Annotated in this window: 2 protein-coding genes and 1 pseudogene; 2 read left to right on the forward strand and 1 reads right to left on the reverse strand. The window is 65.6% G+C overall.

All coding sequences use genetic code 11. The features are described 5' to 3' along the window. Positions 1-906, reverse strand: a 906-nt coding sequence (locus KZA10_RS12595) for a LacI family DNA-binding transcriptional regulator (protein ID WP_308289666.1), incomplete at its 3' end; no start/stop codon positions are given. Between the two features lie 194 nt (positions 907-1,100). Here KZA10_RS12595 and KZA10_RS12600 point away from each other — a divergent pair. Both KZA10_RS12600 and KZA10_RS12605 read left to right on the forward strand, forming a co-directional pair. Beyond that, positions 1,101-1,925 carry a carbohydrate ABC transporter permease gene (locus tag KZA10_RS12600; protein ID WP_256934809.1) on the forward strand — a complete coding sequence of 275 codons (825 nt, stop codon included), beginning with the start codon at positions 1,101-1,103 and terminating at the stop codon, positions 1,923-1,925. Positions 1,926-1,971: 46 nt separating this feature from the next. Continuing rightward, positions 1,972-2,368, forward strand: a pseudogene (locus KZA10_RS12605) (carbohydrate ABC transporter permease); the annotation flags it as partial.

Raw genomic sequence — 2,368 nt, forward strand, 5'->3', positions numbered from 1 at the left:
CTGCACCGTCGTCAGCGGCGGCCACAGCTGCGCGGCATCGGGCAGGCCGTCGAACCCGACGATGCTGACGTCTTCCGGAACGTCGCGCCCGACCTCGCGGAAGGCGCGCAGCACTCCGATCGCCATCTGGTCGTTCGCCGCGAACACGGCGGTGACCCCGTCGATCTCGCGCAGTTCCACACCGGCCGCGTAGCCGGATGCAGCGGTCCAATCGCCCGACAGAGGGGCCGGGACATCACGTCCGTGCCCTTCCAGGGTCTGCTGCCATGCTTCGCGCCGACGCTCCGCGGAGTACGAGCGCGCGGGGCCGGTGACGTGCCACACCGTGTCGTGCCCAAGCCCGAGCAGGTGCTCGGTCGCCAGACGTGCACCCTGCGCCTGGTCGGTGTCCACGAACGGGTGGGTGTCTCCGCGGTTCGAGTCGACGAACACGACCGGAAGCGCGTCGGGGATCTCGATGTCGGCCTCGTCGAGCTGATGAGCCTCGATCACGATGATGATGCCGTCGACCGCGTGTTCCTCCAGTCGTCGGAATGCTCCGGCCACCGTCTCACCGGCACTGGATTCGACGGGGATGAGGGTGAGGGCGTAGCCGAGCTGGGCGGCGCGTACGGCGATCGCATCGAGCGTGCGCTGGTTGCCGTACGAGCTGAACGAGAACATCACGACACCGATGGTGCGGAATCGCCCTGATCGTAGCGCTCGAGCGGCACTGTTGGGTCGATAGCCGAGGCTGTTCATGGCCGCTTCGACGCGCTCGCGCGTGGCGGCGCCGACGTATCCCCTGGCATTCACGACGCGGGACACCGTCTGACCGGAGACACCGGCCTCCCTGGCGACGTCTTCCATCGAGGGCTCGCGTCTGCGCGTCGACGTCTCTGTCGGATGCTTTGGGGTCACGATCACCCATCCCCTCATATGTTGACGTTGACACACTACCAGTCCAACCAATATGTTGACGTTGACACACGGCGCACGGTGCGCCCGAAACGTAAGAAGGACTCGTCGATGACGACTGAATCCCCGCAACCCTGGGTGCCCCCGGCATCCGGCGCCGCGACAAGCGCGACTGGAAGGGATGGGCCTTCGTCGGCCCGTTCATGGTCGTGTTCGCCCTGGTGTTCCTGACACCCCTCGCCTATGCGCTCTACCTGAGCTTCTTCCAGGAGAAGCTCATCGGCGGCACCGCTTTCGTCGGGCTGGACAACTACGCACGCGCACTCTCCGATCCGCAATTCTGGGAGGCGTTCGGCCGCGTGCTGGTCTTCCTCGTCGTGCAGGTGCCGATCATGCTGATCCTCGCGCTCGGAGCCGCTCTCGCCCTCGACAGCGCCCGCCTGCGCGGAGCATCCTTCTTCCGCATCCTGATCTTCCTGCCCTACGCCGTCCCCGCGGTGGTGGCGGTACTGATGTGGGGCTACATCTACGGAGACCAGTTCGGTCTCACGAGCAATATCAACGACTTCCTCGGGGTCGACGCGATCACCCCGTTCGCGAAGGAATGGATGCTGCTCTCGATCGGCAACATCGTCACGTGGGAGTTCGTCGGCTACAACATGCTGATCTTCTACTCCTCGCTCAAGACCACCCCGACCGACATGTACGAGGCCGCTTCCCTCGACGGCGCCGGGGCCTGGCGCACGATCTTCTCGATCAAGATCCCCTCCGTGCGCGGGGCGCTCGTGATCGCGACGATCGTCTCGATCATCGGGAGCTTCCAGCTCTTCAACGAGCCCAACATCCTGCGTCCGCTGGCGCCGAACGTGATCACCACGTTCTTCACCCCGAACATGTACGCGTACAACCTGTCGTTCGCCGGGCAGCAGTTCAACTACGCCGCGACGATCGCCATCATCATGGGCGTCATCACCGCGGTCATCGCCTACGTCGTGCAGCTGCGCGGCTCGAAGTCGGAGGTGCGCTGACATGGCACTCCCCCTCGCCCGCCCCTCTCGCAGACGCCATGACCCGATGAATCCGCGTAAGTCCAACACGCTGCTCATCGTCATGATCCTGTACGCGCTGTACACCCTCGTCCCGCTGGTCTGGCTGCTGTTCAGCTCGACCAAGACGCAGGCCGGACTCTTCAGCTCGTTCGGACTGTGGTTCGCCGACGACTTCGCCTTCATCGACAACCTCGTCGCCACGTTCTCCTACCGCGACGGCATCTTCCTGCGCTGGTTGGGCAACACCCTGCTGTACGTGGTGGTGGGTGCGGGAGGAGCGACGCTGCTGGCCACCATGGCGGGTTACGGACTCGCGAAGTTCCGCTTCCCCGGGCGCCGTGCGGTGTTCGCCGTGGTCCTGGGCGCCGTGGCCGTGCCCGGCACCGCCCTCGCGGTCCCGACCTTCCTGCCCTTCCGCCGGG

This window comes from Microbacterium sp. BF1 (assembly GCF_019279095.1).
In the GTDB taxonomy this organism is placed as follows: Bacteria; Actinomycetota; Actinomycetes; order Actinomycetales; family Microbacteriaceae; genus Microbacterium; species Microbacterium maritypicum.

What these genes read in the sequence shown, in the direction of transcription:
- KZA10_RS12600 (WP_256934809.1), top strand. Translation starts at nt 1,101, where the DNA reads ATGGTCGTGTTCGCCCTGGTGTTCCTGACACCCCTCGCCTATGCGCTC.